The sequence below is a fragment of the Pseudomonas sp. IB20 genome (assembly GCF_009707325.1).
Lineage (GTDB): Bacteria > Pseudomonadota > Gammaproteobacteria > Pseudomonadales > Pseudomonadaceae > Aquipseudomonas.
The window spans coordinates 3,636,662-3,659,303 of sequence record NZ_CP046103.1 but is presented as its reverse complement, the minus strand read 5'-3'; the positions used below and the strand labels follow the sequence as shown (position 1 = coordinate 3,659,303).

Genomic DNA, 22,642 nt, shown 5'->3' with positions numbered 1-22,642 from the left:
TATCCCCCAGGAATAATGGGTGTGGCCGCAATTAGCCGAAGTTTACCGTTGAAATAACCCCTAACTTACTGTTTTAACTAGAAAGCCCGGGAGATGGCCGCCACTGGCCAGCGGCAAAATTCAGTGACCTGATCAGACGAGCGGGGCGATGCCATCGGGACACCACGTCAGCCCGTGATTTTTCAGGTGCGCGCGCGTGCGGGGCGCAACTCGGGTAGAATGCCGCCCACGTAACGAGGGTATTTGGAAATGGCTTTAGTCGGGCGCTACAACAGCTTGCAAGTGGTTAAACACACTAACTTTGGTTTGTACCTGGACGGTGCGCAAGAGGGCGAAATCCTCTTGCCTAATCGGTACATTCCTAAAGATATTCCCAGTGAAGATGAAGACTGGCTTAACGTTTTCATTTATCTGGACAGCGATGACAAACTTATCGCGACGACCGAGAAGCCGAAAGTACAAGTCGGCGAATTCGCCAGTTTGAAAGTCGTTGAAGTCAACAGCATTGGCGTGTTCCTTGACTGGGGTTTGCCAAAAGATCTGTTGCTGCCGTATTCGGAAGAAAAACGTCAGATGACCGCCGGTGAATATTGCGTCGTGCACGTCTACCTCGACAAGCACACCAAGCGCATCACCGCCACCGCACGTCTTGACCGCTACCTGGACAAGACGCCTGCCAACTATCAGGTGGGCCAGGAAGTCGACCTGCTGGTGGCTGAAGCCACGGACATGGGCTTCAAGGCGATCATCAACAACAAGCACTGGGGCCTGATCCACAAGAACGAAGTGTTCAAGTTCCTGCGCCCGGGCAAGGAAGAGAAAGGCTTTATCAAAGAGATTCGCGCCGATGGCAACATCAGCCTGAGCCTGCAACCGGTCGGGCAGGAAGCGGCCTCCAGCCTGAACTCGAAGATCCTCGCCAAGTTGCGTGAAAACAACGGCACCCTGCCGGTCAGCGACAAAAGCGACCCGGCAGTGATCAGCAACTTGTTCGGCGTGAGCAAAGGCAACTTCAAAAAGGCCATTGGTGCGCTCTACAAGCAAGGTCAGATTGTGATTCACGCGGATCGCATTGAACTAAGCTGAGTGCGGTTTGCTCTTCTGTAGGAGCAATTGGGCTCCTGCAGAGGTTGCGTAAATGACCAAGAAAACACTGTTCGCTTACCTCGCCACCTTGCTTGCCTTCCTGGTGCTCGACGGCCTCTGGCTCGGTGTCCTTATGGGCCCGACCTACAAATCCCTGCTCGGCCCATTGATGCTTGACCAACCCCGCCTGTTGCCCGCGGTGTTGTTCTATCTCCTGTATGTGATCGGTTGCGTGGTGTTCGTGGTGCTGCCAAGCGGCAGTTGGCAACGCGCCGCACGCCTGGGTGCCTTGCTCGGGCTGGTGGCCTACGGCACGTATGACCTGAGCAACTGGGCCACGCTGCAAGGCTGGTCCGCTGGGTTGGCCATCATGGACATGGCGTGGGGCACCTTCCTGACAGCGGCGTGCTGCACGGTTGGCTACCTGTGTGCAGATCGGGTGCACCACTGATTGTGTACAGGATTTATGTGCACCGTTGCTGAGCGTAGTGCCTGAATTTAGCCCTGCATAAACCCCTTTGGAGCGCCGATCCAGAGGGATTGTGTGCCATTGGCACGCATTCTGCTGAAAGCCTCGTATACAAACCATGCCGCGTCCCGTATGCATCCCGTTACGGCAGCGCAGGCCGGTATTTCGAGGAGCCAAGTGATGACCGATCAATTGCCCAAAGGCTACAGCCCGCGCCTGTACAACCAGGACCTGGGCCCACTGCCGCAAAAGTGGACCTGGTACAACATCTTCGCCTTCTGGATGAGCGACGTGCACAGTGTCGGCGGCTACGTGTTCGCCGCCAGCCTGTTCGCCCTCGGGCTGGCCAGTTGGCAGGTGCTGATCGCCTTGCTTGCGGGTATTTGCATCGTGCAGTTGATCGCCAATCTGGTGGCCAAACCGAGTCAGCAAGCGGCGGTGCCGTATCCGGTTATTTGCCGGCTGGCCTTTGGCGTGTTTGGGGCCAATATTCCGGCGGTGATTCGCGGCCTGATCGCCGTGGCCTGGTACGGGATTCAGACCTACCTGGCGTCGAGTGCCTTGATCATCGTGGTGCTGCGCTTCTTCCCACAGATGGCGGTGTATGCAGAACCGCATTTTGCCGGCCTGTCCTACCTGGGCTGGTTTGGTTTCTTAAGCCTTTGGGCGTTGCAGGCTGCGGTGTTCTGGGCCGGCATGGAATCCATCCGGCGTTTTATCGACTGGGCGGGGCCGGTGGTCTATGCGGTGATGTTCGCCCTGGCCGGCTGGATTGTGTGGAAAGCCGGCTGGGCCAACATCAGCTTTACCCTGGCGGAAAAATCCTTGTCGGGCTGGCAGGCTTTCGGCCAGGTGATCGTGGCAACGGCGCTGGTGGTCTCGTACTTCTCCGGGCCTACGCTGAATTTCGGCGATTTCAGCCGCTACTGCCGCAGCATGCGGGATGTGCGTCGCGGTAATTTCTGGGGGCTGCCGGTGAATTTCCTGGCGTTCTCGCTGGTCACCGTGGTGATCGTTTCGGGCACCTTGCCGGTGTTCGGCGAAATGCTGCATGACCCGATTGCCACCGTCTCGCGAATCGACAACAGCATGGCCGTACTGCTCGGCGCCTTTGCCTTTGTCACGGCGACCATCGGCATCAACATTGTCGCCAACTTCGTGTCGCCTGCGTTTGACTTCGCCAACGTCGCGCCGAGCAAAATCAGCTGGCGGGCCGGAGGGATGATCGCGGCGGTGGCTTCGATCTTCATCACTCCGTGGAACCTGTTCAATAACCCGCTGATGATCCACTACACCTTGGACATCCTCGCGGCGTTTATAGGGCCACTGTTCGGGATTCTATTGGTGGACTTCTACCTGATCAAAAAACAGCAGGTCGATGTGGACGCGCTGTTCGATGACAGCCCAAGCGGGCGCTATTACTTCGACGGCGGCGTGAACTGGACGGCCGTCAAAGCCTTGGTGCCGGCGACGCTGGTGGGCGTTGCGATCACCTTCACCCCGGCGTTGCAGGGCGTGGCCAACTTTTCCTGGTTTACCGGGTGCTTCCTGGGAGGGCTGTTTTTCCTGGTTCTTTCGCGACGAGAACAGGTTCGCGTACCGGCGCCGATGGTTGCTGGCTGACAGCAGCGCCAGGGCGCAGTGACACCGCACCTGCCAACACCAGGCCTGCACCTGCGATCACCAACGCCGGTTGCAGGCCGCCGCTAAGGTGGCTGCTTATCGAGGCCAGCAGCGGGCCACTTAATTGGCTGATGCAAGGCCACGGCCACTTAATTGGCTGATGGCAAAGCAGGCAGTCAACAGGCCAGCGCTGCATCACCAGCATCATGCACGCCAGGAACGGCGTCCCGCACAGCAATACCCCAGCGCCAGGCCCCAGCCATTGCCCAGCAAGCAGGCGAACACGCCGGCCGCTTGTAGCCACAAAGTGCTCATCAACCCACGACGGGGGGTGTGCGGGCTATGACGGCGCACGCTCACCACCACGACCCCGAGAGCGGCAGCCAGACCAAAACAGGGCCAGAACAGATCGGCCTGCCAGGCGCCCTTGAATTGCGGCATCTGCGGGGTGAGGGCGAAGCGGCCAATGCCCATGGCCATCATCAGGGGCTATGACGGCGCACGCTCACCACCACGACCCCGAGAGCGGCAGCCAGACCAAAACAGGGCCAGAACAGATCGGCCTGCCAGGCGCCCTTGAATTGCGGCATCTGCGGGGTGAGGGCGAAGCGGCCAATGCCCATGGCCATCATCAGGGCAATAGAGCTGGCGAGTCAGCGAATGAGCGGTGACATGTTCAGGTTTCCTGCAAGGACGCGAAGACCTTCAGGCTAAAGTGAATTGACTTTCTGTAAAAATGAATAATAGTGAGTAACTTGTTCAGTTTTGGAGAAAGGTATGGAGTTCAGTCAATTGCGGATTTTCCAAGCCGTAGCGCAAGAGGGCTCCATTACCCGTGCGGCCGAGCGCCTGCACCGTGTACCGTCGAACCTCTCGACCCGGCTCAAACAGATGGAAGAGCAGCTCGGCGTGGAACTGTTCGTGCGCGAACGCCAGCGGTTACAGCTTTCTCCTGCTGGCAAAGTGTTGTTGGACTACAGCACTCGCCTGATCGCGCTGCATGACGAAGCCCACGGCGCCGTTCAAGGCGGGCAACCGGCCGGCGACTTTGTGCTGGGTAGCATGTACAGCACCGCCGCGATTCACTTGCCGAAGCTGTTGGCGCGCTATCACAAGGCGTATCCGAGGGTGAACCTGCAGGTGCAATCGGCGCCCAGCGGTGAATTGCTGGAAGGCCTGATCACCGGGCGTTTGGACGCGGCGTTGGTGGACGGCCCGCTGACCATCGCTACGTTGGACGGCGTGCCGCTGTGTGAAGAGCGCCTGGTGCTGATCTGTGAAGCCGATCACCCACCAGTGCGTGGGCCGCAGGACGTAGCGGGGCGTTCGGTGTTCACCTTCCGCCGCAGTTGCGCCTATCGTACACGCCTGGAAACCTGGTTTTCCCATGAGCGTGTGGCCATGGGCCGGGCAATCGAGATTGAGTCCTATCAGGGCATGCTTGCCTGCGTGATCGCGGGTTCCGGGGTGGCATTAATGTCCGAATCGATGCTCGACAGCCTGCCGGGCAAGGACAGCGTGTCCGTTCATCCCCTTACAGGGCCTTTTGCTACTGCAACGACCTGGCTGATGTGGCGAAAGGGTATGCTCGGCGCTAACCTCAATGCATGGATCGAGCTGCAGCAAGAAGGCAACGCCGGGTTCTTGCAGGACGCGCGCTATATCGCTTGAACGATCCGTCAGCATTTGGATCAATTCAGTAATAGTTCGTTGTGGTTTCGTTCAAGCATTACGTAGGACTTAGGGCTACTATCACTGTAGGAAAGGGCGATAAAACTCTCGCCAACTCGCATTACCCGCAAAGGGAGCAACCATGAAAGAGAAAATTCAAACCTGGCTCCATGACGTTGGAGTCGCGCTCGGCTTGATCGAGCCTCCGCTGCAACCTGTGCCGATTCGCACAGATGATGAGCAGCGCCGCCCGCGTCGCCGCTAGAGCTGGTAGCGCCGCAGAATTAATGTGGGAGCGGGCTTGCTCGCGAAGACGGTGCGTCAGTTAACGAAATATTGACTGACACACCGCTTTCGCGCACCCCCGCTCCCACAGTTGTTTTTGTGTCAGGCAAAAAAAACGGGCGCGATATCCGACGTCGCACCCGCTGAAGAAACTGCTCTAGATTCTTTTATAGCTCAAATCGCCCGATGCTCGCGAAGACGGTGCGTCAGTTAACGAAATATTGACTGACACACCGCTTTCGCGAGCAAGCCCGCTCCCACAGTTGTTTTTGTGTCAGGCAAAAAAAACGGGCGCGATATCCGACGTCGCACCCGCTGAAGAAACTGCTCTAGATTCTTTTATAGCTCAAATCGCCCGAGCCGCCACCGTCTCTGGCCGGGGCGACAACACACTCACCACTACAAAACTCACCAGCCCAATCGCTAGGCTGTAGTAGATCGGCGTGTTCGCATCCAAGCCATCCTTGAACATAAACACCAGTGCGGTCACGAAGCCCAAGGTCATCGACGCAATGGCGCCCGACGTGGTCGCCCGTTTCCAGAAAATCGCCCCCATCAGCGGGATCAGCATGCCGCCCACCAACAGGTTGTAAGCCAGGGTCAGGGCGCTGATCACATCGTTCACGACCAATGCGATACCCAGCACGGCAATGCCGGTGAGCATCGTGAACAGACGGTTGATGTTCAGGCTCGACTGCTTGCCCCCGCGCAAACGCGGCAGCAGGTCTTCGGTCAAGACGGTGGAGGCGGCGAGCAAACCGGCGCTGGCGGTGGACATCATCGCGGCCAGTGCGGCGGCAATCACCAGGCCGCGAATGCCGTCCGGCAACGAGGCTTTGACGATGGCGGCGAAGGCATTGTTGACGTTGTCCAGGTCCGGTAGCAGCACGTGCGCCGCCATGCCGATCAAGGCGCACGCCAGGCCGTAAAGGATGCAGTAGAAACCGGCGAAGGTGCCGGCGTACTGGGCAACGTTTTCGTCACGGGCGGTGAACACCCGTTGCCAAATGTCCTGGCCGATCAGGATGCCGAAGAAGTAGATCATGAAGTAGGTGATGATCGTGTCCCAGCCGATTTCGGTGAAGCTGAAATTCGACGCTGGCAACTTGGCCACCAGTTGGTCCCAACCGCCGACGCGGTAGAGGCAAATCGGCAGCAGGATGAACATCAGGCCGACGGTCTTGATCACGAACTGCACGATGTCGGTCAGGGTCAGTGACCACATGCCGCCGATGGTCGAATACACCACCACCACGCCACCGCCCAGCAGCACCGAGACCCAAAATGGCAGGCCGAACAGTACTTGCAGTACGGTGCCGATGGCCAGGATCGAGGTCACGCCGATCATCAGCGCGTAGGCCAGCATGATCACCGCGCTCGCCTGGCGGGCCATGGGGTTGTAGCGTTTTTCCAGGACCTGGGTGACGGTGAAGATCTTCAGCTTGAGCAGCGGTTTGGCCAGGAACAGGTTCAGCGCGATGATCCCGGCGCCCAGTGCGGCGCACAACCAGAAGCCGGAGATGCCGTGCACATAACCCAGGCGCACGGTGCCGACGGTGGATGCACCGCCCAGTACCGTGGCGGCCATGGTGCCCATGTACAGCGACGGGCCTAGGTTACGTCCGGCTACCAGGTAGTCTTCGTGGGTCTTGGCGCGGCGCATGCCGTAATAGCCGAGCACGAGCATGCCGGCGGCGTAGATGAGTACGACGAATAAATCCAAAGCCATGACGGCGGGTCTCCGATTATCGTTTTTATGGGCGATCAGGCGGCTTGTTGCAGCGCCGGTTTAATGCGCGCATCCGTGCGCTGGCTGCGAGGGTCGGCCGGGCCGTAGACGGCGGCCGGTTCCGGGAACACGCGAAGCAAGGTCAGGTACACCACCGAGGCCAGCCCCAGCGTCACTGGCAGGCTGATATCGATGCCATCGGCCAAGTTGCCCAGTGGCCCGACAAACTGCCCCGGCAAGTTGACGAAGCACAGGCCCACCAGCGCACTCGGGATCCAGGCGCCCAGGCCGCGCCAGTTCCAGCCATGGCTGAACCAGTAGCGCCCGCCGGTTTCACCGCGGGTGAACACTTGCAGATCATCCGGGCAGTAAAATCCTCGGCGTACGATCAGGCCGATGATCATCATCACCATCCACTGCGTGGTGCAGGTGATGATCAGCACGGCGAAGGTCGACACGCTTTGCACCAGGTTGGCGGCGAAACGTCCGATAAAGATGAAGGCAATCGACATCACCCCAATCAGCAGCGTGGCCTTGACCCGCGACAGCAGGCGCGGGAACACGCTGGACATGTCCAACCCGGTGCCATACAGCGACGTGGTGCCAGTGGACATGCCGCCGATCACCGCGATCAGGCACACCGGCAGGAAGAACCAGCTCGGCGCGACTGCCAGCAAACCGCCGACGTAGTTGTTGGCTGCGATGTAGTCCGGAGCCTTGACCGCCACGATGGTCGCGGTGGCCAGGCCGAACAAGAACGGAATCAAGGTGGCGATCTGGGCCAGCACCACCGCCAGCATGATGCGTATTTTCGGCGTCTCACGTGGGATGTAGCGTGACCAATCACCCAGGAACGCGCCGAAGGAAATCGGATTGCTCATGGCTACCAGCGCCGCACCGATGAAGGCGGCCCAGAAGCCGGTCTGGCCAATGGCGACGGTGCCGGCAAAGTGGCTGTCGAAGGCCGGCGCAAACGCGAAGATCCCCAGCAGGAACAGCAGGCTCGCCGCCCACACGGCAATGCGGTTGACCCACAGCATGAAGCGAAAGCCATAGATGCACACGGTGAGCACCAGCAGGGCGAACAGGCCGTAGGCCAGGCCTAACGTCAGGTCGGTTTCTGGCAAACCAATCAGGCGTTTCGCACCACCGACCAACGCATCGCCTGAACTCCACACCGACAGTGAGAAGAAGGCAATCGCCGTCAGCAGCGACAGAAACGAGCCGACAATCCGCCCGTGCACACCAAAGTGCGCACCGGAAGACACGGCGTTGTTGGTGCCGTTGATCGGCCCGAACAGGCCCATCGGCGCCAGGATCAGCGCGCCCACCAGCACGCCCAACACAATCGCCCAGACACCGGCCTGGAACGACAAGCCGAACAGCACCGGAAACGCGCCCAGCACAGCGGTGGCAAAGGTATTGGCTCCGCCGAAGATCAGTCGAAACAGATCCTTGGGGCTGGCGGTACGTTCGTGGTCCGGGATCTGCTCGACCCCGTTGGTTTCTATCTTTCGAATACTTTTATCGTTGTTTTTATTATTCATGATCAGCTCCGATCACATTGGCTAAGGGGGCGGCAGCCCTTCCGGCATAGCGGACAAATGTTCGTGACAGGCCAGCCACAGGCCTTGTTTTTGTTGTGCGTCTGACCCTTGTCGGGTGAAGACAATGGTCTCGCGTTCCTGGCTAAAAAATTGCTCCCCGTTCATGCGCAGCTCGGTGGCCACGTCATGCATAAAAATCGCCACGTCACCCTGCAGGCTGACAAAGGCGTTGCTTGAAGTGCAGGACAGCACCTCAAACCCCTCGTCCCGGCGCCAGCGGTCCCACAGCGCCTGGTAGGCATCGCGACTGAGCAGCGGCTGGGGGAGGGTGTAGAACACGAAGCTGGCATCCACCGTGAACGCGCCGAAATAGGCGGCGCGGTCATTGCGGGCGAAGGCCGACACCAGGTCGGCCGCCGCTTGCAGCACGGCTTGCGTGCTCATCAGCGATGCGCCACGCCGGGCAGTACGCAGAGCATCTCGTACAGCAGGTTGGCGCCGAGCAGCGAGGTGTTGCCGGTGGTGTCGTAAGGCGGCGAAACTTCTACCAGATCGCAACCAATCAGGTCGAGGCCTTGGCAGCCACGGATGATCTCGATCGCCTGGATGGTGGTCAGCCCGCCGATTTCCGGGGTGCCGGTGCCAGGCGCCCAGGCCGGGTCGATACCGTCGATATCGAAGCTCAAATACACCGGGCCGCCGCCGACTTTTTCACGCACTTCAGCCATCAATGGCGCCAGCGAGTGGTGCCAGCATTCTTCGGCCTGGACCACACGAAAGCCCTGTTTGCGGCTCCAGTTGAAGTCTTCGGCGGTGTAGCCCTGGGCGCGCAGGCCGATCTGCACCACGCGGTCGCAATCGAGCAAGCCTTCTTCCACGGCGCGGCGGAAGGTGGTGCCGTGGGCGATTTTCTCGCCGAACATATGGTCGTTGACGTCGGCGTGGGCATCAATGTGCACCAGCCCGACCTTGCCGTGTTTCTTGTGAATCGCCCGCAGGATCGGCAGGGTGATGGTGTGGTCGCCGCCCAGGGTCATCGGGACGACGTTGTGCTCGAGGATCTCATCGTAAGCTTCTTCGATGATGCGCACAGCGTCCAGCAGGTTGAAGGTATTGATTGCCACGTCGCCGATGTCGGCAACCGACAGCGAGTCGAACGGCGCGGCGCCGGTGGCCATGTTGTAGGGGCGGATCATCACCGACTCGGCGCGGATTTCACGCGGCCCGAAGCGGGTGCCGGCGCGCAGCGAGGTGCCGATGTCCAAGGGCACACCGACAAAGGCGGCGTCGAGGCCTTTGGCCGACTGCAGATGGGGGAGTCGCATCATGGTGGCGATGCCGGCGAAGCGCGGCATTTCGTTGCCGCCCAGTGGTTGGTGAAAAATCTTGTCCACGGGATTGCCTCATCGTTGTTTTGTTTATTAGAGGCCGATTCTGCGAAAAGCCCGGGACGGGAAGAATCGGCAGGGGCAAATACTTAGTTCAGATTTTTCTAAACTAATGCCTGAGGTAAACTCGGTTCAAATGTGGGAGCGGGCTTGCTCGCTCCCACAGGTTTTGGCTGCGCTCCCACAGGTTTTTGTGTTATCTGGAGAACCCATGGCCAACGCCTTGCCCGACCTGAAACTCCTGCGCATCTTCGTCAGCGTCGTGCGGCACGAAGGGTTCGCCAATGCCCAGCACGAACTCAACTTGTCGACGTCGGCCATCAGCACCTACATGAGCCAGCTGGAAGCAGCTTTGGGCCTGGTGCTGTGCCATCGCGGGCGCGGCGGGTTCAGCCTGACCAGCAAAGGCGAGTTGTTCCACCAGGAAACCCTGCGTCTATTAGGCGAGCTGGAAGGGTTCGAGCAATACGCCGCCGCGTTAAAAGGTGAGTTGCGCGGCACCCTCAAACTCGGCGTGCTCGACTCCACCGTCAGCGACAAGGCCCTGCCGTTCGCCGAAGTGATCGGCGCCTACAGCCTGGAACACCCGGCTGTGCACTTGAATTTGTCGGTGATGAGCCCTTATGAGCTGCAATTGGGCGTGCAGGACAACCGCCTGGACCTGGCCATCGGCGCGTTCTCCAACCGCATGAGCGGGTTGATCTACATGCCGCTGTACCGCGAGCAACACTGGCTGTATTGCAGCACGCGGCATCCGTTGTTCAGCGAACGGCGCATCCCCGAACAAGTGATCACCCAGCAGCGTATGGTCGGGCGCGGCTACTGGAGCCAGGCAGAACTGGCGCGCCACGGCTTCAAACACAGCGCCGCCACGGTGGAAAGTATGGAGGCGCAGTTGATCCTGGTGCTGTCCGGCGCCTATATCGGCTACCTGCCTGAGCACTACGCCCAAGCCTGGGCCGACAAGGGCGACTTGCGTGTGCTGCTGCCGGCGACCTTCGGCTATCAGGCGCCGTTCTCGATGATCATGCGCCGTGGCCGTAGCCGCGAGCCGCTGATCCAGACCTTTCGCGACTTACTCAAAGCCCAGCTCAACCAGGCCTGAAAAACATGTCCAGACCCCAATGTCCAACTTGCCAGCGGCCCGCCACTCATTGCCTGTGCCCGCTGATCCCCAGCCTCGACAGCCGCACCCGTGTGTTGCTGCTGCAGCACCCGAGTGAGGTCAACCATGCGCTCAATACCGCGCGGTTGGCGGCGTTGGGGTTGAGCAATGCGCAGTTGGTGGTGGGTGAGGTGTTTGACGATTTGGCGACCTTGTTAAACCCGCCCGGTTATCAAGCGCGCCTGCTGTTTCCCGCTGATGACGCCCAGCCTTTGCAGGTGTATGCGCCCGACGACCAACCGCTGTTGTTGGTGGTGCCCGACGGCACCTGGCGCAAAGCGCGCAAATTGCTGCACCTCAATCCTTTATTGGCCGCATTGCCCCGGGTGACCCTGGCCGAGGGTGGCGTTTCTCGCTACCGGTTGCGCAAAGCACCGGGGCCAGGGGCTTTGTCGACGGTAGAGGCAATTGTGCAGGCGTTGCAGGTGCTGGAAGCGCCGACCTCTTTTGAGGCGCTGCTTAAACCGTTCGAGGCACTGATTGACGGGCAGATTTCGGCGATGGGGGACGAGGTGTTTCGTAAGAATCATGGCGACGGGCAATTGGGTTAGTCGGTTTACCGAGGTGCGGCTTTTGCAGGCAAGCCAGCTCCCACATTGATCTGCACGCTGTCCTCTGTGGCGGCGGGCTTGCCCGCGATAGCGCCCTCACAGGCCACACGCCACTCGCTTATTCCTGTAAGCCATAAGCACCACACTTTGCGTGATATGGCCCGCCAGCCTTTCCCGGTATGATGGTCGCCCCCGCAGTCTGGATTGCGAATACGCCATGACCTTGCAGTACCCTACAATCGCCGATTGCGTCGGCAACACGCCTCTGGTCCGCTTGCAACGCATGGCGGGTGAAACCAGCAATATTCTGCTTCTCAAGCTTGAAGGGAACAACCCGGCCGGCTCCGTCAAGGACCGCCCGGCGCTGTCGATGATCACCCGCGCCGAGCTGCGCGGGCAAATCAAGCCCGGCGACACCTTGATCGAAGCCACCTCGGGTAACACCGGGATCGCCCTGGCCATGGCCGCGGCAATCAAGGGTTACAAGATGGTGCTGATCATGCCCGACAACGGCAGCGCCGAACGCAAGGCGGCAATGACCGCCTATGGCGCCGAGTTGTTGCTGGTCACCCAGGAAGAAGGCATGGAAGGCGCGCGCGACCTCGCCGAGCGCATGGCCGCCGAAGGCCGTGGCGTGGTGCTGGACCAGTTTGCCAATGGCGATAACCCAGAGGCGCACTACACCAGCACAGGCCCGGAAATCTGGCGTCAGACCCAAGGCACCATCACCCATTTTGTCAGCTCCATGGGCACCACCGGCACCATTATGGGCAACTCGCGCTACCTCAAGGAGCAGAACCCGGCGATCCAGATCGTCGGCCTGCAACCGATGGAAGGCGCGGCGATTCCCGGTATTCGCCGTTGGCCCGAAGAGTACCTACCGAAGATCTACAACGCCACGCGCGTGGACCGCATCATCGACATGGCCCAGCGTGAAGCCGAAGACACCACCCGCCGCCTGGCGCGCGAAGAAGGCATCTTCTGCGGCGTGTCCTCCGGCGGCGCCGTGGCCGGTATGTTGCGGTTGTCCAAAGAAGTGGAAAACGCGGTGATCGTCGCGATCATCTGTGACCGGGGCGACCGTTACCTGTCGACCGGCATCTTCGACGAACCCAACTGATGGCCAAGCACGAGAGAGGCCTGCGCTTCCAACCGACAGGCGGCAGCCGGGCCCCGCAGATTCCGGTAGGCAAGAAACAACGCCTGACCATCGAGCGCCTGGCCAACGATGGCCGTGGCATCGTGTTCTTTGAAGGCCGTACCTGGTTTGTAAACGGTGCGCTGGCCGGCGAAGAAGTCGAAGCGCGGGTATTGGGCGCCCACGGCAAAGTGGTAGAAGCGCGCACCGAGCGTGTGTTCAAGGCCAGCGAACTGCGCCGCCCGGCGCCGTGCGCGCATTTTGGCCGCTGCGGCGGCTGCAGCGTGCAGCACTTGCCCCATGACGAACAGCTCGCCCTGAAACAGCGCATGCTCGCCGAACAACTGTCGCGTGTGGCCGGTGTCGAACCGCAAGCGTGGGCCGCCCCTTTGAGTGGGCCGGAGTTCGCCTACCGTCGTCGCGCCCGCGTGGCCGTGCGCTGGGACGCCAAGGCGAAAAAGCTTGAGGTGGGTTTTCGCGCCGTGGCCAGCCAGGACATCGTCGCCATCGATGATTGCCCGGTGCTGGTACAGGCCTTGCAACCGATCATGCAGCGCTTGCCGAACATGCTGCGCCGCCTGAGCAAACCGCAGGCGCTGGGGCATGTGGAGTTGTTCAGCGGCTCATCCATCGCCGTGTTGCTGCGGCATATGGCGCCGTTGTCCGAGGCGGACCTGCTGATCCTGCAAGAATTTTGCACCTTCCATGAAGCGCAGTTGTGGCTGCATGGCGAGGGCGAGCCGGAGCCCGTCGAGGCGAACTCGGCGTTGGGTTATCGGTTGGAACAATGGGATCTGGAACTGGCTTATCGGCCCGGGGACTTTGTGCAGGTCAACGCTGGCGTCAACGCCGCGATGGTCGCCCAGGCCCTGGAATGGCTGGCGCCACAGCCCGAGGAACGGGTACTGGACCTGTTCTGCGGGCTGGGTAACTTTGCGTTGCCGCTGGCCAAACACGTGCGCGAAGTGGTCGCGGTAGAAGGTGTACAGACCATGGTGGACCGCGCGGCGCAGAACGCTGTCAGCAACAATTTGCATAATGTGCAGTTTTTTCAGGCTGATTTATCCCAGCCTTTGACTGACGCGGAATGGGCCAAACAGGGCTTTTCTGCGGTACTCTTGGACCCACCCCGCGATGGTGCCCTGGAGGTTGTGCGTAAGCTCGCCACGCTGGGAGCCAAGCGTTTGGTGTATGTGTCCTGCAACCCGGCCACGCTGGCGCGGGACACGGTTGAGTTGGTCAAGCAAGGCTACCGGCTAAAACGTGCCGGGATCCTCGACATGTTTCCACAGACATCTCATGTCGAGGCCATGGCGTTATTTGAAGCGGGCTAGGATGCCCGTTTAATCCGACTGGCCTGTAGTCTCCTGGGCCGTGACCTGTCAGGGAGTTGCACGTAGCCTTGGTTGCAGAGCTAGGGTTACGCAGCAGGTCAGCGATGATTTTTGGCGCATCAAAGGTGCGTCGTAGGGAAGGTAAGCAAGATGGTACAGGTGAGAGCACACCAGCCGATCAACACCGACGGCAGTATCAATCTCGAGGCATGGCTGGATCATGCCGTCAGTGTCGACCCGGCACTGGACCGTGAAGCCTTGAAAGCAGCCTGCGAGTTCGCTCGTGAGTCTGAACAGCAAGACAATGCGGCCAAGAACCTGTGGGCGGAGGGCACATCAAGCTTTCGCACCGGGTTGGAAATCGCCGAGATCCTCGCCGATCTCAAGCTGGACCAGGATTCGCTGATCGCCGCCGTGCTCTATCGCGGCGTGCGCGAAGGGCATATTGCGTTGCCGCTGGTCAGCCAGCGCTTCGGCGCCGTGGTCGCTAAGTTGATCGACGGCGTACTGCGCATGGCCGCCATCAGCGCCAGCCTCAGCCCACGCCAGTCGATGGTGCTGGGCACCCAGGGCCAGGTCGAGAACCTGCGCAAGATGCTGGTGGCGATGGTCGACGACGTGCGTGTCGCGCTGATCAAGCTGGCCGAACGCACATGCGCGATCCGTGCGGTAAAAACCGCCGACGACGAAAAGCGCAACCGCGTTGCCCGCGAGGTGTTCGACATCTACGCGCCGCTGGCGCACCGCCTGGGTATCGGCCATATCAAGTGGGAGCTGGAGGACTTGTCCTTCCGCTACCTCGAACCCGATCAATACAAACAGATTGCCACGCTGCTGCACGAGCGGCGGCTTGACCGTGAGCGCTTTATCTCCGATGTGATGGGGCAGTTGCGTTCCGAGTTGCAGGCCACCGGCGTCGATGCCGATATCAGCGGCCGGGCCAAACACATCTATTCCATCTGGCGCAAAATGCAGCGCAAAGGCCTGGCATTCAGCCAGATCTACGACGTACGCGCCGTGCGTGTGCTGGTGCCGGAAATGCGCGACTGCTACACCGCGCTGGGTATCGTGCACACCTTGTGGCGGCACATTCCCAAGGAATTTGACGACTACATCGCCAACCCCAAGGAAAACGGCTATCGCTCGCTGCACACCGCAGTGATCGGCCCTGAGGGCAAGGTGCTGGAAGTGCAGATCCGCACCCACGCCATGCACGAAGAGGCTGAGCTTGGGGTGTGTGCGCACTGGCGTTACAAGGGCACCGACGTCAAGGCCGGGTCCAACCAGTACGAAGAGAAAATCTCCTGGCTGCGCCAAGTGCTTGAGTGGCACGAAGAACTCGGCGACATCGGCGGCCTGGCCGAACAGCTGCGCGTGGATATCGAGCCGGACCGCGTCTACATCTTCACCCCCGACGGTCACGCCATCGACTTGCCCAAAGGCGCTACGCCGCTGGACTTTGCCTACCGCGTGCACACCGAAATCGGCCACAACTGCCGGGGCGCCAAGATCAACGGGCGCATCGTGCCGCTCAACTACAGCCTGCAGACCGGTGAACAGGTCGAGATCATCACCAGCAAGCACGGCACGCCGAGCCGCGACTGGCTGAACCCGAACCTGGGCTACATCACCACGTCGCGGGCACGGGCGAAGATCGTCCATTGGTTCAAATTGCAGGCGCGCGACCAGAACGTCGCCGCCGGTAAAACCTTGCTTGAGCGCGAATTGGCGCGCCTGGGCTTGCCGCAGGTGGACTTCGACAAGCTGGCCGAAAAGGCCAACATGAAGATCGCCGAGGACATGTTCGCAGCCCTGGGGGCCGGCGACCTGCGCCTGGCGCAGCTGGTCAACCTGGCCCAGCAACTGGTCGAGCCGGAGCGCGGCAGCGAGCAGCTGGAGCTGATCCCACGCAAAGCCACCGGCTACAAACCGGGCAAGCGCGGCGATATCCAGATTCAGGGCGTGGGCAACCTGATGACGCAAATGGCCGGCTGCTGCCAGCCGTTGCCGGGCGACGCCATCGTCGGTTATATCACCCAGGGCCGTGGCGTGAGCATTCACCGCCAGGATTGCGCCTCGGTGCTGCAACTGGGCGGGCGCGAGCCGGAACGCATCATCCAGGTCAGCTGGGGCCCGGTGCCGGTGCTCACCTACCCGGTGGACATCATCATTCGCGCCTACGACCGTTCCGGTTTGCTGCGTGACGTGTCGCAAGTGCTGCTCAATGAGCGGATCAACGTGCTGGCGGTCAACACCCGCTCGAACAAAGAGGACAACACCGCGTTGATGTCCCTGACCATCGAGATTCCGGGGCTGGACGCGTTGGGGCGGTTGTTGGGGCGGATTTCCCAGTTGCCGAACATCATCGAAACCCGGCGTAATCGCACACCATGATGCGGTCTGAAAATATGTGTGGACTGCTTTCTGGGGGCGCCGGGCTTGTGTGGGAGCGAACAGAGATTGACTGATGTATTCACTTGAACCTGAAATATGTGTGGACTGCTTTCTGGGGGCGCCGGGCTTGTGTGGGAGCGAACAGAGATTGACTGATGTATTCACTTGAAGACCTGCTGCACCTGATGAACCGCCTGCGCGACCCCAAATACGGGTGCCCGTGGGACATCAAGCAAACCTACGCGACCATCGTCCCGCACACCCTGGAAGAAGCCTACGAAGTCGCTGATGCCATCGAGCGTGGCGACTTTGATCACCTGCAAGGTGAGCTGGGCGACCTGTTGTTCCAGGTGGTGTATTACAGCCAGTTGGCGCGGGAGGAGGGCCGTTTTGAGTTCGCCGGGGTGGTCGACAGCATTACCCGCAAGTTGATCCGCCGCCATCCTCACGTGTTTCCTACGGGCGATTTGTATGCGCCCTTGGATGTTCCTCAGTTGAGCGAAGAGCAGGTCAAGGTGCGTTGGGAGCAGATCAAAGCTGAGGAACGCGCGGAAAAGTCCGACGCACCGCAGCAATTGTCCCTGCTGGATGACGTGCCCACGGCTTTACCGGCGCTGTCCCGTGCCGCCAAATTGCAAAAGCGCGCCAGCCAGGTCGGTTTCGACTGGCCATCAGCCTTGCCGGTGGTGGATAACGTGCGCGAAGAGCTCGATGAAGTGCTCGAAGCCATGGCCGATAACGACTCGGTGGCGATTGCCGATGAAGTCGGTGACCTGCTGTTTGCGGCGGTCAACCTGGCGCGTCACCTCAAGGTTGACCCGGAGACTGCGCTACGTGGCGCCAATGCCAAGTTCGAACGACGTTTCCGATTTATCGAACAGGCATTGCGCGATACGCACCAATCCATAGAAGATTGCACCCTCGAAGAGTTGGACGCCCTGTGGGGCGAAGCCAAACGTCAGGAAAAGAATGTGTCCAGCTGCGGTTGAGCAGTTGCCTAAGTGAGTAAGCACCATGAGCCTTTCCCTTCGCGACCAGTTGCTTAAAGCAGGTTTGGTCAACCAAAAGCAGGCCAAGCAGGTCGGCAAAGAGAAGCAGAAGCAGCAGCGCCTGGTCCATAAAGGCCAAGCCGAAGTTGATGACACCCAGGCGCGTTTGGCTGCCGAGGCGCACGCCGAGAAGGTCAAGCGTGACCAGGAACTGAACCGCCAGCAGCAGGAAAAAGCCGAGGCCAAGGCCCGCACGGCCCAGGTCAAGCAACTGATCGAGACCTCGCGCCTGCCTAAGCTGACGACTGAGGACTACTACAACTTCGTCGACGACAAGAAGGTCAAACGCCTGTCGGTCAACACGTTGATGCGTAACAAACTGAGCAACGGCTCCCTGGCGATCGTGCACCACGGTGGCAGTTACGAGGTGATCCCGCGTGAAGCGGCGCTGAAGATCCAGGAGCGTGCGCCGGAGCGTATCGTGCAGCTCAACATCCTGACTGAAAGCCAAGTGCCGGATGAAGATGATCCGTACGCTGCCTACCAGATCCCGGATGACCTGATGTGGTAATGCGGTAAAAACGAAAAACCCCGCTCAAAAGGCGGGGTTTTTTTTGCAGGTAATCCAGCTGCTGTGTGGGGCCGGATGCCTGCGCGATATCAGAGTTTCAGGAGCTTTGGATGAAGATGATCCGTACGCTGCCTACCAGATCCCGGATGACCTGATGTGGTAATGCGGTAAAAACGAAAAACCCCGCTCAAAAGGCGGGGTTTTTTTTGCAGGTAATCCAGCTGCTGTGTGGGGCCGGATGCCTGCGCGATATCAGAGTTTCAGGAGCTTTGTGCCTGGCGCTTCATCTCAAGAGTTTCGAGCTCGTTTTTATAATTGTGGGCTTCGCTCTCGTCGTGGAACATGCCGACCAGTTGGTCTTGTTGATGTACATCCCAGATGTGAATCCCATGGCCCAGTGCTTCGTGAGACATGTGTGCATCGTCGCGTTCAGTTACTTTTACAGTCATCTGCTTGCTCCAATCTCTGGTTGATCTGCGGCAAGTCGTCGCAGGCCTCTTTTATATGTTTTGTTAGCTTGCTAAGTAAACTGGTTTTGCACGCAACAATTCATTGCACAAAACGCAACAGTGCCACAGGCCCCGTAAACCGTGACATTGCGTCGCAGGCTGCTGAGTTTTATGACAAAAGTTTCATGTTTGAGTGGGGTTTCAAGCTGGGTTATCTGGGCTGACGTCATCGCGGGCAAGCCAGCTCCCACCGTTGAAATGCATTCCAATGTAGGAGCTGGCTTGCCTGCGATAGCGGTAGAGCGTCCAGCACAAAACCTGCAGGCGAAAAAAAGCCCCGCATTCAGCGAGGCTCTTTTTTCAGCTCATCAGCCCATCAGCTACCTTTGACAGCCTTGCCGTCAACGGTGCCGTCCAACAGCATGATGTTGTATTCCTTGCCGTCGGTTTCCACCTGACGCAGGGCAACCAGGATGCCGCCCCAGTCCTTGGCAAACCACATCTGAGTGATGCGCTTGCTCTGCGACGGGTCGCGCACGCGCTCGACCTTGATAGCATCGATAGCGCCGGCTTTGGTCTGGACCTTTTCCGGGCCGATCACGCGGAAGTCGTAGGTATCGACATCGGTGCCTTCAACCACGCGGTAGCTCATGCTTTTCTTGCCGGCGGCAACATCGCGCTGCAGGGCAAGCTGGTAGGTCGATTTGTCGAGCATGCCACTTTCGAGGGTGACGTTGACCGGGTCTTTGTTTTCGAAACCAGTTACTTTTTTGCTCGTCTGGTCGAAGTCCAGGTTGATCTTTTTCGCCTTGCCCAGACCGCCGCGTTCGAAGCTGTAGCTCTTCGGTTGCAGGGCGTCCTTGTCGAACAGGATCACACTGGTCTCGGTGAGGCTGGCGATCATCATGGAAGCCTTGAAGTTCAAGGTCCAGGAGCCATTGTCATTTTTGGTCAGGCTGCGTTCGGCCGAACCACTCATGGGCAACTGTTTCCAGTCGGCGGTGTAGCTGGCGGAGAAAGGGTGAAGGTCTGCTGCTTGCACGGCGGGCAAGGCGAACAGCGCAAAAGCGAAGAGCAAGGCGCGACGCATAAAATCTCCTAGGTTCGAATCAAGTGGCCGCTGGCCGCGAGTAACTGACCGTCCAATAATGCACCCTGTTCGCCAAGAATCAATCGCCCCTCGGCAAACCAGCGAACAGCCAGTGGGTAAATCCTGTGTTCCTGGGTGTGAACCCGTTGCGCAAGTGTCTGCGCTGAGTCTGCAGACTCTACCGGAACCACAGCCTGTACGACCAGAGGCCCGCCATCGAGTTCCTCGGTGACGAAGTGCACACTGCAGCCGTGCTCGGTGTCACCGGCCTCGAGGGCGCGTTGGTGAGTATGTAACCCTTTGTATTTGGGCAACAGGGACGGGTGGATATTCAGCAGGCGCCCTTGGTAGTGCCGCACGAAATCAGCGCTGAGAATGCGCATGAAACCGGCGAGGACCACGAGCTTGGGGTTGAAGGCGTCGATCAGTTCGATCAAGGCGCTATCGAAGGCCTCGCGGCCTTCGAAAGCCTTGTGATCCAGGGCGCGGGTAGCGATACCCGCGTCCGTGGCGCGTTGCAGGCCGTAGGCGTCGCTACGGTTGGAGATCACCGCAGCGATGCGCACCGGGCTGTCGCCGATGCGCGCGCTGTCGATCAAGGCCTGCAAATTACTGCCGGTGCCGGAGAGCAGCACCACGACATCACATGTAGCGGGCATCCGCTCTTGCATCAATGTGCCTTAAGGTTCTTCAGTTCAACTTGAGCCGCGCCTTCGGCAGCGGTGGCGATCTGGCCGATGACCCACGGCTGCTCGCCTGCTTCGCGCAGTACGTTCAGTGCGCTTTCAACGTGCTCTTGAGCCACGCAGATCACCATGCCCACGCCGCAGTTCAGCACGCGGTGCATTTCGGTTTCGTTGACGTTGCCTTGCTCTTGCAGCCAGTCGAAGACTGCCGGGCGCTGCCAGCTGGCCACGTCGACGATCGCCTGGGCGCCTTTTGGCAGAACACGCGGAATGTTGTCCAGCAGGCCGCCACCGGTGATGTGGGCCATGGCTTTGACCGCGCCAGTGTCCTTGATCAGCTTGAGCAGTGGCTTGACGTAAATGCGTGTCGGGGCCATCAGCAGGTCGGTCAGCGGCTTGCCGTCGAGTTGGATGGTCTCGATGTCGGCGCCGGACACTTCGATGATCTTGCGGATCAGCGAGTAGCCGTTGGAGTGCGGGCCGGAGGATGGCAGGGCGAGCAGGGCGTCACCGGCAGCGACTTTGGAGCCGTCGATGATTTCGGATTTCTCTACAACACCGACGCAGAAACCAGCCAGGTCGTAGTCTTCGCCTTCGTACATGCCTGGCATTTCAGCGGTTTCGCCGCCGACCAGAGAGCAACCCGACAGTTCGCAGCCCGCGCCGATGCCAGTCACGACCTGGGTCGCGGTTTCGACGTTGAGTTTGCCGGTGGCGTAGTAGTCGAGGAAGAACAGCGGCTCGGCGCCGCACACCACCAGGTCGTTGACGCACATGGCAACCAGGTCGATGCCGATGCTGTCGTGCTTGTTCAGGTTCAAGGCCAGGCGCAGCTTCGTGCCCACGCCGTCGGTGCCGGAGACCAGTACAGGCTGTTTGTAGCCGGCCGGGATTTCGCAGAGGGCGCCAAAACCGCCCAGGCCGCCCATGACTTCGGGGCGCGCAGTGCGCTTGGCGACGCTCTTGATGCGTTCGACCAATGCTTCACCGGCGTCGATGTCTACACCGGCGTCCTTGTAGCTCAGGGAGGGTTGCTTGCTCATGATCCAGGCCTTTAGGGGGGATTTCTGGGTAACGACCGAGCGGCGGGCGCTTTTGATAAAAGGCCCAGCCGTTGACGGTCTGCGAAGGCGCGCGATTTTATCAGGCTTGAGAGGCAGCGGCCATCCTCGGGCCGACGGGCAGGGCCATATAGGTTAAAAAAGCCGGTTAAAAAAATGCTAATGGGGTCTGCTTTGGCGTGTATTAAGGTATAGCCTTTAACCCGCTACTGTTATGACGTTGCGAAAACTTACCAAGACCCTGTGAATGTTTTACCGGCTGCTGTGGTCACAGCCATGCTAAGCCGAGTTCACGCGGTCTGTTCCAGCCGCTAAATTTGTTGTTCGGGAATCTTCCATGCGTCTGTGTAAATTCTTCTTTGTAGGCTGCTTGTCGTTGGTCAGCCTGGCGAGTCATGCCGAAACCCTCAATGGCCTGTATCAAGTACTTGAACCTGTCAGCAGCCAGTCGCCGCAGGAGCGCGACCAAGCCACCCAGCGCGCCGTGCAAACCCTGGTGATCCGCCTGACGGGAGACGCCAAGGCCGCCGATGGCCCGGGCCTGGCGGCGATTCGCAAGGATCCGCAACAAATCATCAGCCAGTACGGCTACGACGCTGGCCCACCGGAAAGCCTGCAAGTGGATTTCGACCCGGTGAGCACCGATCGCGCGCTGCGTGAGGCGGGCTTGTCGATCTGGGGCAGCAATCGGCCGTCGATCCTCGGCTGGTGGCTGAACGACTCCACCGAAGGCAGCAGCCTGGTCGGTGATGGCCAAGCCGTCGCCGGCGCGCTGCGTCGGGCGGCGCAACACCGTGGCTTGCCGTTGCGCCTGCCGCTGGGTGATCTGGACGAACAGGTAGTCGCCACGGCACCGAATCTGGAAAGCGCCGACGCCACGCCACTGCGCGCAGCTTCTGAGCGCTACGGTGCCGACGCATTGCTCGCCGTGCACGCGCGCCAGGAAGGTAACCAGTGGCAGGCCAAATGGCGCCTGTGGCTGGGCGACAAGAGTGAGCAGGGCACCGCCCAAGGTGCCGACACCGCCGCCGTGGCCGATGCCGTATTGCTCGCCGTCAGCCAAAAGTTGGCGCCACGTTTTGCCGTCAAACCCGGTGTGAGCAGTGAGCAGTTGCTCGAAGTGCAGGGCATGACCCTGGAGCGCTACGCCGCACTGGGCCATCTGCTCGAGCCTTTTGGTGGTCAGCCGCAGCGCGTGGATGGCAACCGTATTGTGTACCGCGTCAACGGCAGTGCCGATCAGTTGCGTACCCAGTTGAGCCTGGCCAAGTTGCAGGAAGTGCCTGCGGGTGAGGTGCCGGCCCAGCAGCCGGTGGTGGACGCTACACAGCCCGCTGTTGCGCGTGAACCTCAGGCACAGCTGCGTTTTCGCTGGTAATTGTTCTTCCTTTATAGATAGAAGCAAATAATGGAGTG

The 22,642-nt window shown here is 60.1% G+C and carries 22 protein-coding genes and 1 pseudogene; 14 read left to right on the top strand and 9 right to left on the bottom strand.

All coding sequences use genetic code 11. The features are described from left to right. The first annotated feature begins 249 nt into the window (after nt 1-249). From GJU48_RS16980 to GJU48_RS16970, 3 genes are all read left to right on the top strand, one after another. Nucleotides 250-1,086 carry a CvfB family protein gene (locus tag GJU48_RS16980; RefSeq protein ID WP_094950263.1) on the top strand — a complete coding sequence of 279 codons (837 nt, stop codon included), beginning with the start codon at nt 250-252 and terminating at the stop codon, nt 1,084-1,086. A gap of 52 nt (nt 1,087-1,138) precedes the next feature. Then, nucleotides 1,139-1,537, top strand: coding sequence for a DUF2177 family protein (locus tag GJU48_RS16975; protein WP_094950264.1), 399 nt, complete (start codon nt 1,139-1,141; stop codon nt 1,535-1,537). A gap of 198 nt (nt 1,538-1,735) precedes the next feature. Next, nucleotides 1,736-3,178, top strand: a complete 1,443-nt coding sequence (locus tag GJU48_RS16970; protein ID WP_094950265.1) for an NCS1 family nucleobase:cation symporter-1 — start codon at nt 1,736-1,738, stop codon at nt 3,176-3,178. Here GJU48_RS16970 and GJU48_RS16965 read toward each other — a convergent pair. Then, nucleotides 3,090-3,613, bottom strand: a pseudogene (locus tag GJU48_RS16965) (YbfB/YjiJ family MFS transporter); the annotation flags it as partial. The gene GJU48_RS16970 and the pseudogene GJU48_RS16965 overlap by 89 nt on opposite strands. A gap of 342 nt (nt 3,614-3,955) precedes the next feature. Here GJU48_RS16965 and ptrR point away from each other — a divergent pair. Both ptrR and GJU48_RS25500 read left to right on the top strand, forming a co-directional pair. Next, nucleotides 3,956-4,849: a putrescine utilization regulator PtrR gene (gene ptrR / locus GJU48_RS16960; RefSeq protein ID WP_094950266.1), complete on the top strand. Its 894-nt coding sequence runs from the start codon at nt 3,956-3,958 to the stop codon at nt 4,847-4,849. 142 nt (nt 4,850-4,991) lie between these two features. Continuing rightward, nucleotides 4,992-5,114 carry a PA1414 family protein gene (locus tag GJU48_RS25500; protein ID WP_256589246.1) on the top strand — a complete coding sequence of 41 codons (123 nt, stop codon included), beginning with the start codon at nt 4,992-4,994 and terminating at the stop codon, nt 5,112-5,114. A gap of 366 nt (nt 5,115-5,480) precedes the next feature. On the opposite strand, the gene GJU48_RS16955 is transcribed toward GJU48_RS25500, so the two are convergent. From GJU48_RS16955 to speB, 4 genes are read right to left on the bottom strand one after another with little or no spacing between them, the layout of a single operon-like run. Next, entirely contained in the window at nt 5,481-6,863 is a 1,383-nt protein-coding gene (locus GJU48_RS16955; RefSeq protein ID WP_094950267.1) for a sodium:solute symporter, read from the bottom strand. 35 nt (nt 6,864-6,898) lie between these two features. Beyond that, nucleotides 6,899-8,410, bottom strand: a complete 1,512-nt coding sequence (locus GJU48_RS16950) for a purine-cytosine permease family protein (protein WP_094950268.1) — start codon at nt 8,408-8,410, stop codon at nt 6,899-6,901. A gap of 21 nt (nt 8,411-8,431) precedes the next feature. After that, nucleotides 8,432-8,854, bottom strand: a complete 423-nt coding sequence (locus GJU48_RS16945) for a YybH family protein (protein ID WP_094950269.1) — start codon at nt 8,852-8,854, stop codon at nt 8,432-8,434. Further along, nucleotides 8,854-9,804 (bottom strand): agmatinase, encoded by a 951-nt coding sequence (gene speB / locus GJU48_RS16940; RefSeq protein ID WP_083357426.1) that lies wholly within the window; start codon nt 9,802-9,804, stop codon nt 8,854-8,856. The genes GJU48_RS16945 and speB overlap by 1 nt, the downstream gene beginning before the upstream one ends. Nucleotides 9,805-10,009: 205 nt before the next feature. On the opposite strand from speB, the gene GJU48_RS16935 reads away from it, so the two are divergent. From GJU48_RS16935 to GJU48_RS25755, 8 genes are all read left to right on the top strand, one after another. Further along, nucleotides 10,010-10,903, top strand: a complete 894-nt coding sequence (locus GJU48_RS16935; protein WP_094950270.1) for a LysR family transcriptional regulator — start codon at nt 10,010-10,012, stop codon at nt 10,901-10,903. Nucleotides 10,904-10,908: 5 nt separating this feature from the next. Then, nucleotides 10,909-11,514 (top strand): tRNA-uridine aminocarboxypropyltransferase, encoded by a 606-nt coding sequence (locus GJU48_RS16930; protein WP_094950271.1) that lies wholly within the window; start codon nt 10,909-10,911, stop codon nt 11,512-11,514. A 217-nt stretch (nt 11,515-11,731) separates the two neighbouring features. Beyond that, on the top strand, nt 11,732-12,634 hold the full coding sequence (cysM, locus tag GJU48_RS16925; RefSeq protein WP_094950272.1) for a cysteine synthase CysM: 903 nt from the start codon (nt 11,732-11,734) through the stop codon (nt 12,632-12,634). Further along, nucleotides 12,634-13,986: a 23S rRNA (uracil(1939)-C(5))-methyltransferase RlmD gene (gene rlmD / locus GJU48_RS16920; RefSeq protein ID WP_094950273.1), complete on the top strand. Its 1,353-nt coding sequence runs from the start codon at nt 12,634-12,636 to the stop codon at nt 13,984-13,986. The genes cysM and rlmD overlap by 1 nt, the downstream gene beginning before the upstream one ends. 150 nt (nt 13,987-14,136) lie before the next feature. After that, nucleotides 14,137-16,380 carry a GTP diphosphokinase gene (relA, locus tag GJU48_RS16915; RefSeq protein ID WP_094950274.1) on the top strand — a complete coding sequence of 748 codons (2,244 nt, stop codon included), beginning with the start codon at nt 14,137-14,139 and terminating at the stop codon, nt 16,378-16,380. A gap of 155 nt (nt 16,381-16,535) precedes the next feature. Then, nucleotides 16,536-17,369 carry a nucleoside triphosphate pyrophosphohydrolase gene (gene mazG, locus GJU48_RS16910; RefSeq protein WP_094950275.1) on the top strand — a complete coding sequence of 278 codons (834 nt, stop codon included), beginning with the start codon at nt 16,536-16,538 and terminating at the stop codon, nt 17,367-17,369. Between the two features lie 25 nt (nt 17,370-17,394). Beyond that, nucleotides 17,395-17,940 carry a DUF2058 domain-containing protein gene (locus tag GJU48_RS16905; protein ID WP_003230516.1) on the top strand — a complete coding sequence of 182 codons (546 nt, stop codon included), beginning with the start codon at nt 17,395-17,397 and terminating at the stop codon, nt 17,938-17,940. 43 nt (nt 17,941-17,983) lie between these two features. Next, nucleotides 17,984-18,103 (top strand): DUF2058 family protein, encoded by a 120-nt coding sequence (locus tag GJU48_RS25755; protein ID WP_155296048.1) that lies wholly within the window; start codon nt 17,984-17,986, stop codon nt 18,101-18,103. 97 nt (nt 18,104-18,200) lie between these two features. Here GJU48_RS25755 and GJU48_RS16895 read toward each other — a convergent pair whose 3' ends face one another. From GJU48_RS16895 to purM, 4 genes are all read right to left on the bottom strand, one after another. Then, nucleotides 18,201-18,389, bottom strand: coding sequence for a hypothetical protein (locus tag GJU48_RS16895; RefSeq protein ID WP_064453511.1), 189 nt, complete (start codon nt 18,387-18,389; stop codon nt 18,201-18,203). A gap of 376 nt (nt 18,390-18,765) precedes the next feature. Beyond that, on the bottom strand, nt 18,766-19,479 hold the full coding sequence (locus GJU48_RS16890; protein ID WP_094950276.1) for a DUF3108 domain-containing protein: 714 nt from the start codon (nt 19,477-19,479) through the stop codon (nt 18,766-18,768). Nucleotides 19,480-19,487: 8 nt separating this feature from the next. After that, nucleotides 19,488-20,138, bottom strand: coding sequence for a phosphoribosylglycinamide formyltransferase (gene purN, locus GJU48_RS16885; RefSeq protein ID WP_094950301.1), 651 nt, complete (start codon nt 20,136-20,138; stop codon nt 19,488-19,490). Between the two features lie 11 nt (nt 20,139-20,149). Next, the gene (purM, locus tag GJU48_RS16880; RefSeq protein ID WP_094950277.1) at nt 20,150-21,208 is read right to left on the bottom strand and encodes a phosphoribosylformylglycinamidine cyclo-ligase; all 1,059 of its coding nucleotides are present in this window, start codon (nt 21,206-21,208) and stop codon (nt 20,150-20,152) included. Between the two features lie 355 nt (nt 21,209-21,563). Here purM and GJU48_RS16875 point away from each other — a divergent pair, with 355 nt between their 5' ends. Continuing rightward, a complete protein-coding gene (locus tag GJU48_RS16875; protein WP_094950278.1) occupies nt 21,564-22,604 on the top strand; it encodes a DUF2066 domain-containing protein in 1,041 nt (346 codons plus the stop codon). Nucleotides 22,605-22,642 lie beyond the last annotated feature (38 nt).